This is a genomic window from Streptomyces termitum (genome assembly GCF_014650175.1).
GTDB classification, from domain to species: domain Bacteria; phylum Actinomycetota; class Actinomycetes; order Streptomycetales; family Streptomycetaceae; genus Streptomyces; species Streptomyces termitum.
This window is the reverse complement of record NZ_BMUL01000008.1, coordinates 274,934-289,685: the sequence shown is the minus strand read 5'-3', so window position 1 is coordinate 289,685 and position 14,752 is coordinate 274,934. Positions and strand designations below refer to the sequence as shown.

The window sequence follows — 14,752 nt, the reverse complement described above, 5'->3', positions numbered from 1 at the left end:
CCGGGTCTTGTGCCGCTCGGGCCGCTTCCCCGCCCCTACCTTCGAATCACAGCCCAGCGCACCTCTCACGCTACGGAGACCACCATGAGCAACCCGTTCGAGGACGACAACGCCGGCTACCTGGTCCTCGCCAACGACGAGAACCAGCACTCGCTCTGGCCGGTCTGGATCGACGTGCCGGCCGGCTGGACCACCGTCCACGGCGAGGCCCCCCGCCAGGAGTGCCTCGACTGGATCGAGGCCAACTGGACCGACATCCGCCCCGCGAGCCTGCTCGCCACCCTCGACCAGCGGTGACCGCCGCCATGCCGACCTGGGAACTCCGCCCCGGCCACCCGGCCCTCACCCACGTGCCGCCCACCGCGGACCTCGCCGAGGCGTGTGCCTGGCTGCGCGCCCACGAGGCCGCGCTGAGCGCCGCCCTCCACGAGCACGGCACGATCTTCCTGCGCGGCCTGCCCGTCGCGACCAGCGCCGACGTCGCCGCCGTCCGCGACGTGCTGATCCCCGAGCCCACCCCGTACCGGGAGAAGGCCACCCCCCGCAGCGACTTCGGCGACGGCGTCTTCTCCTCCACGGACCTGCCGCCCGCCCAGTCCATCCGCATGCACAACGAGAACAGCTACACCCTGACCTTCCCCGGCCGGCTCCTCTTCGCCTGCCTCACCGCCCCGGAGACCGGCGGCGCCACCCCGACCGCCGACGTCCGCAAGGTCCTCGCCGCGCTCCCCGACCACCTCGCGGCGCGCGGCCGGAACTCCGGCTGGACCCTGACCCGCACCTACTCGGACTACGTCTCGCTCGGCTGGCGCACCGCCTTCGGCACCGAGGACCGCGCCGACGTGGAGGCGTACTGCCGGGAGAACGGCATCACCTGGGAGTGGCTGCCCGACGGCAACCTCCGCACCCGCCAGCTCCGCCCGGCCACCCTCCACCACCCGGTGACCGGCGAGGAGGTCTGGTTCAACCACCTGGCCTTCTGGAGCGAGTGGTCGCTCGACCCGGACATCCGGGAGGCGCTGCTCGACGAGTTCGGGGCCGGCGGACTGCCGTTCGCCACCGGCTTCGGCGACGGCGAGCCGCTGACCCGCGAGGACGCCGACGCCCTCAACGCCGCCTACGACGCCGCCACCGTCCGCGAGACCTGGCGCGCCGGCGACGTGATGCTCGTCGACAACGTCCTCTGCGCGCACGGCCGGGACCCCTACGGCGGCGACCGGAAGATCGCCGTCGCCATGGGCCGCCCCGTCGACCTGCTCGACTGCCGGCCCACGGTGCACCCCACCACCGCAGTCCCCGCCTGAGGCACGAAGACCACCATCCACGCCGTGACGTGAGCAGAGGAAGCACCGTGATCCCGGTTTCGTACGCACAACAGCGTCTCTGGCTGATCGACCAGATCGAAGGGCCGACCGCGCTCTACAACCTGCCGTTCGCGGTCCGCCTGCGCGGCGCGCTCGACACCGGGGCGCTGCGCGCCGCGACGGCGGACGTGGTCGCCCGGCACGAGGTCCTGCGCACGGTGTTCCCGGCGGACGGGGGCGTCCCGGTGCAGCGGATCCTGCCGTCGGCGGAGGCGGAACCCGCCTTCGAGACGGTGGCCTGCGCACCGGGCGACCTCCCCGCCCTGCGGGACCGGGCCGCGGCCCGCGCCTTCGACCTGAGCGCCGAACCGCCCTTCCGGGTCACGGTCCTCTCGCCCACTCCCGACGCGGACGGCACGCCGCCCGCCGAGCACGTCCTGCTCGTCGTCCTGCACCACATCGCCGGCGACGGCTGGTCCCTCGGGCCGCTGCTGCGCGACCTCGCCACCGCCTACGCCGCCCGCCTCGACGGCGCCGCCCCCGCCTGGGAGCCGCTGCCCGTCCAGTACGCCGACTACACCCTCTGGCAGCGCGAACTCCTCGGCGAGGAGACCGACCCCGATAGCCTGATGAGCCGTCAGCTCGCCTACTGGCGCGAGACGCTCGCCGGACTCCCGGAGGAACTGGAACTCCCCTCGGACCGGCCCCGGCCGCCCGCCCCGACCGGCGCAGCCGACGCCGTCCCCTTCTCCTACGGCCCCGAGCTGCACGCCGCCCTCGCCGAGCTGGCCCGCCGCCACCGCACCACCCTCTTCTCCGTCCTCCAGGCCGGGCTCGCCGCCCTCCTCACCCGGCTCGGCGCCGGCACCGACATCCCGATCGGCACCGGCGTCGCCGGCCGCTCCGACGAGGCCCTCAACGACCTGGTCGGCTTCTTCGTCAACACCCTCGTCCTGCGCACCGACACCTCCGGCGACCCCACCTTCGCCGAACTCCTGGGCCGCGTCCGGGAGTCCCAGCTCGACGCCTTCGCCCACCAGGACGTGCCCTTCGAGCGGCTGGTCGAGGAGGTCAACCCGGCCCGCGCCCTCGGCCGCCACCCCCTCTTCCAGACCCTCCTGGTCCTCCAGAACCACGAGGAGGGCAGCCTCGACCTGCCCGGACTGGAGACCGCACCCGAGGAACTCGGCCTGCGCGTCGCCAAGTTCGACCTCAACATCGGCGTCACCGAGCACCGCGCCGCCGACGGCGCCCCGGCCGGTCTCACCGGCTCCGCCGAATACGCCGCCGACCTCTACGACCGGGCCACCGTCACCACCCTCCTCGACCGCCTCGGCCGCCTCCTCACCGCCGCCGCCGAGACCCCCGACGCCCCCCTCGGCACCCTCGACGTCCTCACCACCGAGGAGCACGCCCTCCTCCGGGACACCTGGAACGCCACCGCCGCCCCCCTGCCGGACGGCTCCCTGCCCGCCCTGTTCGAGGCCCAGGCCGCCCGCACCCCCGACGCCACCGCCCTCGCCCACGACGGCGGCACCGTCACCTACGCCGAACTCGACGCCCGCGCCAACCGGCTGGCCCACCACCTCATCGCCTCCGGCGTCGGCCCCGAGTCCCCGGTCGCGCTCCTCATGGAACGCTCCCCGGACCTCGTCACCGCCACCCTCGCCGTCCTCAAGGCCGGCGGCTGCTACGTCCCCCTGCACGCGAGCCTGCCGCCGGAGCGGATGGCCGCCCTGCTCGCCGACACCGGCGCCCCCGTCCTCCTCACCGACCGCCCCGACCCCGGCTTCCCGCACACCGCGACCGTGGTCCGCCCCGGCGACGCCGAGGACGCCCCCGCCCACGCCCCCGGCCCGCCCGTCCACCCCGACCGGCTCGCCTACGTGATGTTCACCTCCGGCTCCACCGGCACCCCCAAGGGCGTCGCCGTCCGCCACCGCGACGTCGTCGCCCTCGCCGCCGACCGCCGCTGGCGCGACGGCCGCCACGAGCGGATCCTGCTCCACTCCCCGCACGCCTTCGACGCGGCCACCTACGAACTGTGGACGCCGCTCCTGCACGGCGGCACCGTCGTCGTCGCCCCGCCCGGCACCCTCGACGCCGCCGCCCTGCACGCCGTCGCCACCCGCCACCGGGTCACCGCCGCCTTCCTCACCAAGGCCCTCTTCGACCTCGTCGCCGAGCAGGCCCCGGAGACCTTCCGCGCCCTGCGGACCGTCTGCACCGGCGGCGAGGCCGCCTCCGGCACCCTGCTGCGGCGCGTCCTCGACCACTGCCCCGACCTGCTCCTCGCCCACGTCTACGGACCCACCGAGGCCACCACCTTCGCCACCCACCACCCCCTCGCCCCCGCCGACCTGACCGGGCCCCGCCCGCCCATCGGCGGCCCGCTCGACAACATGCGCGCCCACGTCCTCGACGCCCGCCTGCGGCCCGTGCCGCCCGGCGTCCCCGGCGAGCTGTACGTGGCCGGCGCCGGTCTCGCCCGCGGCTACTGGCGCCGCCCCGCGCTCACCGCCGAGCGCTTCGTCGCCGACCCGTACGCCCCCGGGGAGCGGATGTACCGCACCGGCGACCTGGTCCGGCGCCGCGCCGACGGCGCCGTCGAGTTCCTCGGCCGCACCGACCACCAGGTCAAGATCCGCGGCTTCCGCATCGAGCCCGGCGAGATCGAGGCCGTCCTCTCCCGCCACCCCGCCGTCCGCCAGGTCATCGTGATCCCCCGCGAGGACCGCCCCGGCGACCTCCGCCTCGTCGGCTACTGCGCCACCTCCCGCGAAGCCACCCCCGAACTCGGCGCGGAGATAAGGGACTTCGCCGCCGGTACGCTCCCCGGCTACATGGTCCCCGCGGCCGTCGTCGCCCTGCCCGCACTGCCCCTCAACGCCAACGGCAAGGTCGACCGGCGCGCCCTGCCCGCCCCCGGCCTCGGCCCCGCCGCCACCGGCCGCGCCCCCCGCGACGCCCGCGAGAGCGCCCTGTGCGCCCTCTTCGAGGACCTCCTCGGCATCGACGGCCTCACCGTCGACGACGACTTCTTCGCCCTCGGCGGCCACTCCCTCCTCGCCACCCGCCTCGTCGGCCGGATCCGTGCCGAACTCGGCGCCGACCTCGCCATCGGCGACCTCTTCCAGGCCCCGACCGTCGCCGCCCTCGCCGCCCGGCTCGCCACCGCCCCGGCCGGAACCGCCCCCGGACGGCCCCCGCTGCGCCGCGAGGAGCGCCCCGACCGGCTGCCGCTCTCCTTCGCCCAGCGCCGCCTGTGGTTCCTCGCCCGCGCCGAGGGCCCCACGGCCACCCACAACATCACCCTCGCCCTGCGCCTCACCGGCCCCCTCGACCCGGACGCCCTGGAGACCGCCCTCGGCGACCTCACCGCCCGCCACGAGACCCTCCGCACCGTCTTCGGCGAGCACGACGGCATCCCCCACCAGCGGATCCTGCCCGCACCCCCGGCCCCCCTGCTCACCCGCACCGACCGCCCCGTGCGGGAGCACACCGGCCACACCTTCGACCTCGCCACCGACACCCCCCTCCACGCCTACCTGCGCGCCGAGGGCCCCGACGAGCACGTCCTGCTCCTCGTCCTGCACCACATCGCCGGCGACGGCTGGTCGCTGCGGCCCCTCTTCCGCGACCTCGCCGAGGCGTACACCGCCCGCCTCGGCGGCGAGGCGCCCGTCTGGGAGCCGCTGCCCGTCCAGTACGCCGACCACACCCTGTGGCAGCACCGCCTGCTCGGCGACGAGACCGACCCCGACGGGCTCGCCGCCCGCCAGCTCGCCCACTGGCGGGAGGCGCTCGCCGACCTCCCCGACGAGCTGCCGCTGCCGCTGGACCGGCCCCGCCCGCCCGTCGCGAGCCACCGGGGCGACGTGGTCCCGCTGGAACTGGACGCCGCCCTGCACGCCCGCCTGACCGGGCTGGCCACCGCCCACGGCGCCACCCTCTTCATGGTCCTCCAGGCCGCCTACGCCACCCTGCTGCACCGCTTCGGCGCCGGCGACGACCTGCCCGTCGGCACCCCGCTGGCCGGCCGCCTCGACCCCGCCCTCGACGACCTCGTCGGCTTCTTCGCCGGCACCCTCGTGCTCCGCACCGACCTCGCCGGGAACCCCACCTTCGCCGAACTCCTCGCCCGCGTCCGGGAGACCGACCTCGCCGCCCACGCCCACCAGGACGTGCCCTTCGAGCGGCTGGTCGAGGAGCTGAACCCGGCCCGCACCCTGGCCCGGCACCCGCTGTTCCAGGTGATGATCGCCTTCGACAACACCGCGGGCGACACCACCCCGGCCCTCCCCGGCACCCGCGCCGCCCACGAACCCCTCGGCCTGCCCGCCACCGCCTTCGACCTCACCCTCAACCTCTCCGAGCGCCACCACCCCGACGGCACCCCCGCCGGTCTCGACGGCGGCCTGGAGTACGCCACCGACCTCTTCGACCGCGCCACCGCCGAACGGCTCGCCGCCGCCCTGACCGGCCTCCTCGACCAGGTCGCCGACGACCCGCACCGGCCGGTCGCCGCCCTCGACGTCCTCGGTGCCGCCGGGCGCGCCGACCTCGCCGCCTGGCACGCCACCGACCGGCCCGCCGACCGCCCGACCGTCCCGGCCGCCCTCGCCGCCCGCGCCGCCGCCACCCCCGGCCTCACCGCCCTGATCTCCGGCACCACCCGCCTCTCGTACGCCGAACTCGACGCCCGTGCCAACCGGTTGGCGCACGGCCTGGCCGCCGCCGGGATCGGCGCCGAGTCCCTCGTGGCCCTCGCCCTGCCCCGTTCCGCCGACTCCGTCGTCGCCCTCCTCGGCGTCCTCAAGGCCGGTGCCGCCTTCCTCCCCCTGGACGCCGACCACCCCCGCGAGCGCATCGCCCACACCCTGGCCGACGCCCGCCCCGCCGCCGTCCTCACCCGCCCCGACTGGCCGCTGCCCGACGTCCTCGACGGACTCGCCGTCCTGGACGCGCGGGAGGAGACCTGGGCGCACCTGCCCGCCGGGGACCCGGCCGCCGACATCCACCCGGAGCACGCCGCGTACGTCATCCACACCTCCGGCTCCACCGGCCGCCCCAAGGGCGTCGTCGTCCGCCACGGCGGCCTCGCCAACCTGCTCGCCTTCCACCGCGACGAGACGATCGCCGCCGCCCGCGCCGCCCACCCCGGCCGCCGCTTCCGCTTCGCCCACACCGCCTCGCTCTCCTTCGACACCGCCCTCGAAGCGCTGCTGTGGATGGTCGCGGGCGAGGAGCTGCACCTCCTCGACGACGACCTGCGGCGCGACGCCGGAGCCCTCCTCCGGTACGTCGAACGGACCGGCGTCGACATCCTCGACGTCACCCCCGGCCAGGCCGAACGCCTCGTCGAGGAAGGGCTCCTGGACCGCTGCCCGCCCGCGCTCCTCATGGTCGGCGGCGAGGCCCTCGGCCAGGGCCTGTGGACCGCCCTGACCGCCGCGACCGGCACCGTCGTCCTCAACATGTACGGCCCCACCGAGTGCACCGTCGACGCCCTGCACCACCGGCTCTCCGACGACCCGCGCCCGCTCGTCGGCCGCCCCCTGCCCGGCACCCGCGCCCACGTCCTCGACGCCCGCCTCGAACCGGTCCCGGTCGGCGTCCCCGGCGAGCTGTACCTCTCCGGCGACCACCTCGCCCGCGGCTACCTCGACCGGCCCGCGCTCACCGCCGAGCGCTTCGTCGCCGACCCGTACGCCCCCGGCGAGCGGATGTACCGCACCGGCGACCTGGTCCGCCGCCGCCCCGACGGCCGGATCGACTACCTCGGCCGCACCGACCAGCAGGTCAAGGTGCGCGGCTTCCGCGTCGAGCCCGGCGAGATCGAGGCCGTCCTCACCGCCCACCCCGACGTCCTCCAGGCCGCCGTCCTCCCGCACCGGGACCCCGCCGCCGGCACCCGGCTCGTCGCCTACACCGCGACGCGCGCCCCGCTCGACCCGGCCGCCCTGCGCGCCCACGCCGCCGCCGTGCTGCCCGACCACATGGTCCCGGCCGCCTTCGTCCTCCTCGACGCGCTGCCCCTCAACGTCAACGGCAAGCTCGACCGGGCCGCGCTGCCCGCCCCCGACTTCGCCGCCGCCGCGACCGGCGGCCGGGCCGCCCGCACCGCCCGCGAGGAGATCCTCTGCGGCCTCTTCGCCGACGTCCTCGGCCTGCCCGGACCGGTCACCGCCGACGACGACTTCTTCGCCCTCGGCGGCCACTCCCTCCTCGCCACCCGGCTCCTCAGCCGCGTCCGCGCCGCCCTCGGCGCCGAACTCGGCATCCGGGACGTCTTCGAGGCGCCCACCGTCGCCGGTCTCGCCCAGCGCCTCGACGGCACCGGCACCCGCCCCGCCCTCACGGCCGGCGAGCGTCCCGCGCTCCTGCCGCTCTCCTCCGCCCAGCGCCGCCTCTGGCTCATCGACCGCATGGAGGGCCCCAGCGCCCTCTACAACATGCCGCTCGCCCTGCGCCTCACCGGCCCGCTCGACCCGGCCGCCCTCGTCGCGGCCCTGCGCGACCTGACCGCCCGCCACGAGATCCTGCGCACCGTCGTCACCGAGCACGACGGCGAGCCGCACCAGCGGATCCTCGACCCCGTCGACGCCCCCCTCCCGGTCGAACACCGCTCCTGCGCACCGGAGTCGGTGACCGCCGAGGTCGACGCCGCCGCCCGCCGCCCCTTCGACCTCGCCGCCGAACCCCCGGTCCGGGTCACCCTCCTGGAGGTCGCCCCCGAGGAGCACGTCCTCGTCGTCGCCCTCCACCACATCGCGGGCGACGGCTGGTCCATGGGCCCCCTGCTGCGCGACCTGTCCACCGCCTACGCGGCCCGCAGCGAGGGCGCCGAACCGTCGTGGGCGCCGCTGCCCGTCCAGTACGCCGACTACGCCCTCTGGCAGCGCGACCTGCTCGGCGACGAGAGCGACCCCGACAGCCTCGCCGCCCGCCAGCTCGCCCACTGGAAGGACGTCCTCGACGGCCTCCCGGAGGAGCTGTCCCTGCCGGTGGACCGGCCGCGCGGGACCCGCGCCGACCACCGGGGCGACCGGATCGCCCTCCCCATCGGGCCCGAACTCCACCGCTCCCTCGTCGCCTTGAGCCGCGAGCACCGGGTCACCCTCTTCATGACCTTCCAGGCCGCGCTGGCCGCCCTGCTCACCCGGCTCGGTGCCGGGACCGACGTGCCGATCGGCTCGGTCACCGCCGGCCGCTCCGACGAGGCCCTGGACGACCTGGTCGGCTTCTTCGTCAACACCCTGGTGCTGCGCACCGACACCTCCGGCGACCCGACCTTCGCCGAACTCCTCGGCCGGGTGAGGGAGACCGGCCTGGCCGCCTACGCCCACCAGGACATCCCCTTCGAGCGGATCGTCGAGGAGCTCAACCCGGCCCGCTCGCTCGCCCGCCACCCCCTCTTCCAGGTCGCGATGGTCCTCCAGTCGGCCACCGGGGACGGCACCGGACCCGCCGGGCTGCGCACCGAGGCGCTGCCCGCCGACACCGGCGTCGCCAAGTTCGACCTCAACGTGACGCTGGAGGAGTTCGCCGGGCCCGACGGCGCCCCCGCCGGGATGGACTGCGCGATCGACTACGCCACCGACCTCTTCGACCGGGAGACCGTCGAGGCGATCGCCGCCCGCTTCGGCCGGCTCCTGACCGCCGTCGCCGCCCGCCCCGGCGAGCGGATCGGCCGCGCCGACCTCCTCACCGACGGCGAGCGGACCGCGCTCCTCTCCGGCCACCGGCCCCTGCCCGCCGACCGGCCGCTCGTCCCGGCCGCCTTCGCCGCGCAGGCCGCCGCCACCCCCGGCCTCACCGCCCTGGTCTTCGAGGAGACCCGCCTCTCGTACGCCGAACTCGACGCCCGTGCCAACCGGTTGGCGCACGGCCTGGCCGCCGCCGGGATCGGCGCCGAGTCTCTCGTGGCCCTCGCCCTGCCCCGTTCCGCCGACTCCGTCGCCGCCCTCCTCGGCGTCCTCAAGGCCGGTGCCGCCTTCCTGCCGCTGGACGCCGAGCACCCGGCGGAGCGCATCGCCCACATGCTGGCCGACGCCCGCCCCGCCGCCGTCCTCACCGGCCCCGGCTGGCCGCTGCCCGAAGCCCTCGACGGCCTGACCGTCCTGGACGCGGGGGAGGAGACCTGGGCGCACCTGCCCGCACACGCCCCCGCCGTCGACATCCGCCCGGAGCACGCCGCGTACGTGATCCACACCTCCGGCTCCACCGGCCGCCCCAAGGGCGTCGTCGTCGGCCACGGCGCCATCGCCGCCCTGCTCGCCGCCCACCGGGCCGAGACCTTCGCGGAGCCCGTACGGACCCACGGACGGCTGCGCGCCGCGCTCACCGCCTCGCTCTGCTTCGACGCCTCCTGGAACGGCCTGCTGTGGATGGTCGCCGGACACGAACTGCACCTGATCGGCGACGCGCTCCGCCGCGACCCCGCCGCCCTCGTACGGCACCTGCGCGCGACCGGCGTCGACGCCGTCCAGTTCACCCCCACCTACGCCGAACAGCTCGTCACCGAGGGCCTGTTGGACGAGCCCGCGCCGCGCGTGGTGCTGCTCGGCGGCGAGCCGGTCGGGCAGGCCCTGTGGGACCGGCTCCGTACCGCCCCCGCCACCACCGGGCACAACCTGTACGGCCCCACCGAGTGCGCCGTCGACACCCTCCTCCAGTCCTTCGACGGGGCCGCGCGCCCCACCCTCGGCCACGCCGTCCTCGGCACCCGCGCCCACGTTCTCGACGCCCACCTCGAACCGGTCCCCGCCGGGGTCCCCGGCGAGCTGTACCTCTCCGGAGACAGCCTCGCCCGCGGCTACCTCGACCGGCCCGCCCTCACCGCCGAACGGTTCGTCGCCGACCCCTTCACGCCCGGCGCCCGCATGTACCGCACCGGCGACCTCGTCCGCCGCACCCGCGACGGCCGGATCGACTACCTCGGCCGCACCGACCACCAGGTCAAGATCCGCGGCTTCCGCATCGAACCCGGCGAGATCGAGCAGGTCCTCACCGGCCACCCCGCCGTCCACCAGGCCGTGGTCACCCCGCACGAGGACGCGACCGGCGACCGCCGCCTCGTCGCCCACTGCGCGGTCACCGCCCCCGGACCCGAACTCGCCCAGGAACTCCGCAGGTTCGCGGCCGGAGCGCTGCCCTCCCACATGGTCCCCTCGGCGGTCGTCACCCTCGACACGCTGCCCCTCACCACCAGCGGGAAGATCGACCGGCGGGCCCTGCCCGCCCCCGACCCCACCGCCTTCACCGGCGGCCGGGCCGCCCGCACCGCCCGCGAGGAGATCCTCTGCGGCCTCTTCGCCGACATCTTGGGCCTGCCCGGACCGGTCACCGCCGACGACGACTTCTTCGCCCTCGGCGGCCACTCCCTCCTCGCCATGAAACTGGTCAGCCGCATCCGCACCGCCCTCGCCGCCGAGACCGAGGTCCGCGACGTCTTCGAGGCGCCCACCGTCGCCGGTCTCGCCCAGCGCCTCGACGGAACCGGCACCCGCCCCGCCCTCACCGCCGGCACCCGCCCCGACCACCTGCCGCTCTCCTCCGCCCAGCGCCGCCTCTGGCTCATCGACCGCATGGAAGGCCCCAGCGCCCTCTACAACCTCCCGCTCGCCCTCCGCCTCACCGGCCCCCTCGACCCGGCCGCCCTCGAAGACGCCCTCGCCGACCTGGCCGCCCGCCACGAGAGCCTGCGCACCCTCGTCACCGAGCACGACGGCGCACCCCGCCAGCGGATCGTCCCGGCCACCGAGGCCCGCCCCGCCCTCGACCGCCGCCCCGCCCCGCCCGCCGACCCGGCCGCCGCCCTCGCCGCGGCCGCCGCCGTCCCCTTCGACCTCGCCACCGAACTCCCGCTCCGCGCCCACCTGTTCCCGACCGAAGACGGAGAGCACCTGCTCCTCCTGGTCCTCCACCACATCGCGGGCGACGGCTGGTCCATGGACCCCCTGCTGCGCGACCTGTCCACCGCCTACGCGGCCCGCCGCGAGGGCGCCGAACCGTCGTGGTCGCCGCTGCCCGTCCAGTACGCCGACTACGCCCTCTGGCAGCGCGACCTGCTCGGCGACGAGACCGACCCCGACAGCCTCGCCGCCCGCCAACTCGCCCACTGGCGGGAGACCCTCACCGGCCTCCCGGAGGAACTGGCCCTCCCCGTCGACCGCCCCCGCCGCGCGGACAGCGGACACCGGGGCGACCGGGTCGTCCTCCCGCTCGGCGCCGAACTCCACCGCGCGCTCGCCGCGTTGAGCCGCGAGCACCGGGTCACGATGTTCATGACCCTCCAGGCCGCGCTGGCCGCCCTGCTCACCCGGCTCGGCGCCGGCACCGACGTGCCGATCGGCTCGGTCACCGCCGGCCGCTCCGACGAGGCCCTGGACGACCTCGTGGGCTTCTTCGTCAACACCCTCGTCCTGCGCGCCGACACCTCCGGCGACCCAACCTTCGCCGAACTCCTCGCCCGCGTCCGGGAGATCCAGCTCGACGCCCACGCCCACCAGGACATCCCCTTCGAGCGGATCGTCGAAGAGCTCAACCCGGCCCGCTCCCTCGCCCGCCACCCCCTCTTCCAGGTCATGCTGCTGCTCCAGGGCGGCGGCCGGACCGCCCCCGGCGACGCGCCGCTCGACCTGGCGGGCCTGCCCGCCACCGTCGAACCCGTCGGCGGCCACGCCGCCAAGTTCGACCTCTCCGTCGCCCTCGGCGAGTCCTTCGACGCCGACGGCGCCCCCGCCGGACTGGAGTGCGCGATCGACTACGCCACCGACCTCTTCGACCGGGAGACCGTCGAGGCGATCGCCGCCCGCTTCGGCCGGCTCCTGACCGCCGTCGCCGCCCGCCCCGGCGAGCGGATCGGCCGCGCCGACCTCCTCACCGACACCGAACGCCGCGCCCTCGCCGCCACCGGGGACCCGCTGCCGGACGCCGTGCCGCTGCTGCCCGCCGTCCTCGCCGCCCAGACGGCCCGCACCCCCGGGGAGACCGCCCTCGTCGCCGGGGACACCCGGCTCACCTGGGCCGAACTCGACGCCCGCGCCAACCGGCTGGCCCACCGGCTCACCGCGGCGGGCGCCGGACCGGAGACCCTCGTCGCCCTCGCCCTGCCCCGCTCCGCCGACTCCGTCGTCGCCCTGCTCGCCGTCCTCAAGACGGGCGCCGCCTCGCTGCCGCTGGACCCGGAGCACCCGGCCGACCGGACCGCCGCCGTCCTCGCCGACGCCGCCCCGGCGCTCGCCGTCACCGGCGACGGCTGGCCGCTGCCCGCCCTCCTCGACGGCCTGACCGTCCTGGACGCGGCCACCGGCCCGGAGGGGGACGGGACCGGGGCGCCGCCCGCCGTCGACATCCGCCCGGAGCACGCCGCGTACGTGATCCACACCTCCGGCTCCACCGGCCGCCCCAAGGGCGTCGTCGTCGGCCACGGCGCCATCGCCGCCCTGCTCGCCTCGCACCGCTCCGCCACCGGCCCCATCGGCGCCGCCGAACGACGCCACGGCCGCCACCGGGTCGCCCTCACCGCCTCGCTCTGCTTCGACGCCTCCTGGGACGGCCTGCTCTGGCTCCTCGCGGGCCACGAACTCCACCTGATCGGCGACGGGACCCGGCGCGACGCCGCCGCCCTCGTCCGCCACCTGCGCCACGAGGCCGTCGACGTCCTGGAGGTCACCCCCTCCTACGCCGAACAGCTCCTCGCCGAGGGCCTGTTGGACGAGCCCGCGCCGCGCGTGGTGCTGCTCGGCGGCGAGCCGGTCGGGCAGGCCCTGTGGGACCGGCTCCGTACCGCCCCCGCCACCACCGGGCACAACCTGTACGGCCCCACCGAGTCCACCGTCGACGCGCTCGTCCAGCCCTTCGGCGCCACTGCCCGCCCCAGCCTCGGCCGCACCGTCCTCGGCACCCGCGCCCACGTTCTCGACGCCCACCTCCACCCCGTCCCGGCCGGGGTCCCCGGCGAGCTGTACCTCTCCGGCGCCGGACTGGCCCGCGGCTACCTCGGCCGGCCCGCCCTCACCGCCGAACGGTTCGTCGCCGACCCGCACGCGCCGGGGGAGCGGATGTACCGCACCGGCGACCTCGTCCGCCGCACCCGCGACGGCCACCTCGACTACCTCGGCCGCACCGACGACCAGGTCAAGATCCGCGGCTTCCGCATCGAACCCGGCGAGATCGCCCACGTCCTCACCGGCCACCCCGCCGTCCGCGCCGCCGCCGTCACCGTCCACGACCACCCCGCCGCCGGACCGACGCTCGTCGCCCACGTCGTCACCGACGGCCCGCTCGACCCGGCCGCGCTCCGCGCCTTCGCCGCCGCCTCGCTGCCCGGCCACATGGTCCCGGCCGCCGTCGTCCCCCTCGACGCGCTGCCCCTGACCGCCAGCGGCAAGACCGACCTGCGCGCCCTGCCCGCCCCCGACTTCGCCGCCACGACCACCGGACGCGCCCCCCGCACCCCGCACGAGGAACTGCTCTGCGCCCTCTTCGCCGAGGTCGTCGGAGCGCCCGGACCGGTCACCGCCGACGACGGCTTCTTCGCCCTCGGCGGCCACTCCCTCCTCGCCATGAAGCTCCTCGGCCGGATCCGCGCCGAGCTCGGCGCCGACCTCGGCATGCGGGACCTCTTCGAGGCACCCACCCCGGCCGACCTCGCCCGCCGCCTCACCGGCCGGCTCCCGGACCCGGCGGGCACCGACGCCCTCGACGTCCTCCTGCCGCTGCGCCCCGGCGGCACCCGCCCCCCGCTGTTCTGCGTCCACCCGGCCGCGGGCATCAGCTGGGTCTACACCGGACTGCTGCGCCACCTCGACCCGGACCGCCCGGTCCACGGCCTCCAGGCGCGCGGCCTGCGCGGCGGCTCGCCCGCCTCCGTCACCGAGATCGCCGAGGACTACGTACGGGAGATCCGCGCCGTCCAGCCCGAGGGCCCCTACCACCTGCTCGGCTGGTCCTTCGGCGGCGTCGTCGCCCAGGCGATGGCCGTCGCCCTCCAGGCGGCGGGCCAGGAGGTCGCCCTCCTCGCGCTCCTCGACGGCCTGCCCGCCGACCCCGCCCGGCACGCCGCCGCCCCGCCCTCCGACGAACCCGTCGACACCCTCGCCGAACTGCTCGCCTCCCTCGGCCACGACCCCGCCGACGGGCGCGGACAGGCCGCCCTCACCGCCCTCCTCGGCGAGGCCGCCGACGTCCTGCCCACCGTCTTCGAGCAGCACCGCAAGCTGATGGCGGAGCACGTGCCGGACCCGTTCCGGGGCGACGCCGTCTTCTTCGGCGCCACCCTCGACAAGCCCGCCGACTGGCCGTACGCGGCGGCCTGGGCGCCGTACGTCGACGGCCGCGTCGAACAGCACCTCGTCCCCTGCGCGCACGGCGCCATGACGGGCCCCGAGCCCGTCGCGCGGATCGCCGCCGTGCTGGCCCGGAAGCTTGGAGAGTGACCC

The 14,752-nt window shown here is 76.5% G+C and carries 2 protein-coding genes and 1 pseudogene; all 3 read left to right on the top strand.

The window, feature by feature from the left end; genetic code table 11:
* The first annotated feature begins 84 nt into the window (after nucleotides 1-84).
* Nucleotides 85-297, top strand: coding sequence for an MbtH family protein (locus tag IE219_RS17715; RefSeq protein ID WP_189978420.1), 213 nt, complete (start codon nucleotides 85-87; stop codon nucleotides 295-297).
* An 8-nt stretch (nucleotides 298-305) separates the two neighbouring features.
* A complete protein-coding gene (locus IE219_RS17710) occupies nucleotides 306-1,304 on the top strand; it encodes a TauD/TfdA family dioxygenase (RefSeq protein ID WP_189978572.1) in 999 nt (332 codons plus the stop codon).
* A gap of 47 nt (nucleotides 1,305-1,351) precedes the next feature.
* A pseudogene (locus IE219_RS32290) lies at nucleotides 1,352-14,749 on the top strand (non-ribosomal peptide synthetase); the annotation flags it as partial.
* Between the last annotated feature and the right edge of the window lie 3 nt (nucleotides 14,750-14,752).